The sequence below is a fragment of the Paeniglutamicibacter terrestris genome (assembly GCF_012271785.1).
GTDB lineage: Bacteria > Actinomycetota > Actinomycetes > Actinomycetales > Micrococcaceae > Paeniglutamicibacter > Paeniglutamicibacter terrestris.
This window is the reverse complement of record NZ_JAAWVT010000025.1, coordinates 1-1,467: the sequence shown is the minus strand read 5'-3', so window position 1 is coordinate 1,467 and position 1,467 is coordinate 1. Positions and strand designations below refer to the sequence as shown.

General features: G+C 62.6%; 1 protein-coding gene. It reads left to right on the top strand.

Going from position 1 to position 1,467, the window contains the following annotated elements:
* The first annotated feature begins 106 nt into the window (after nt 1–106).
* Complete coding sequence (locus HED64_RS19605) at nt 107–1,216, top strand: IS110 family RNA-guided transposase (RefSeq protein WP_168153621.1); 1,110 nt, start codon at nt 107–109, stop codon at nt 1,214–1,216.
* The last annotated feature ends 251 nt before the right edge of the window (nt 1,217–1,467 follow it).

Below are 1,467 nucleotides of genomic sequence, written 5' to 3'. Positions count from 1 at the left end.
GACCTCCGCTTCAAAGTTTCGTGGTTTGCCATGCGTTCGGGTCTTGGCCTTGCAGCCAAACCGCGGTGGAATGGTAGAGCCACATTGAAGGTTGGAGGTCCCGGCTATGTTCGAGCGTACCTATATCGGGCTCGATGTCCATGCCCGCAGCATCGTAGGATGCGCACTGAATATCGACACCGGCGAATTGACCCGTTCATGTTTCGAGGACGACCTTCTGGCCGTCTCGGAGTGGGTACAGGGCTTCGGCCCCGAGGTCCGGGTCGTCTACGAGGCCGGGCCCACAGGCTTCGGATTGGCCCGACACCTGCAGGCCGCCGGCATCGACTGCGTGATCGCCGCCCCTTCGAAACTGTTGCGAGCTCCTGGCGACCGCGTTAAGACGGATCGCCGAGATGCCAAAATCCTAGCAAGTATGCTCGCCCTGGGTGAAGTCACCAAGGTCACCATCCCAGACACTGAACAGGAAGCACTGCGGGACCTTTCGCGGACACGACACGTCGCCTCGATCGATCTCTCTCATGCCAAGCAGCGGGTCAACGCGATCCTGCTGCGACACGGCGTCCTCTTCCACGGCGGCAAGTCCCGATGGACCCGCGAACACCTGAAATGGCTGCATCAGCAGCACTTCGATGACCCGGCACTGGAGTTCGCTTTCCAGGAATCCTTGGCGCAAGAGGAATCCATGTCCGTGCGGCTGAAGCGCATTGATAAGGAAGTCGCCCGGGTGGCGGCTAACTGCCGGTATACCGAGGTCATCAATGCCTTGGCCTGCCTACGGGGATTCAGTATCGTCGGTGCCTTCGGGCTGGCCACCGAGATCGGGGACTGGACCCGCTTCACTGGCGCCACTATCGGTTCCTATCTGGGGCTGGTCCCCTCGGAGCATTCCTCGGGCGAGACTCGAACCCAAGGTTCGATCACCAAGGCCGGAAACACCTACGCCCGCCACCTGCTGGTTGAGGCAGCCACAGTGCACAAACGCCCGTACCGCAGGCCCGGGGTCCAGGAGCTACGCCAGCTCGAGCTGGTGTCCCCGGCCACCGCAGCCCGCGCTCGGCAGGGCAACCAACGCCTCCACGCCCGTGCCGTGGCCTTCGATGACCGGCACAAGATGCCCGTGAAGGCGCGGACCGCCGTTGCCCGCGAACTTGCCGGTTGGTGCTGGTCCTTGGCCGCGCCGCTGCAGGAAGGCCGTCCCATGACAGGACGGTGACCCTAAGACGTGCCCCGACGAGCGCACCTGGACGAGGCAACATGCGGAGCCAACACGAGGACAGACTATGGGTAGGCCCAAAGCCGACGCCCGAATTTAGACCACGTTACGCTCCACTCGAATTCCTTGTCATGCGGTACCCAACCCGCGTTTATCAGTCTGACCATGTCGTCGACCATGACCTGCCAAACCAGACTCGACGCCACCGCCGGGGCATGAGGAGAGCGGCTCCCGGAAGTCTGTTTTCCGGA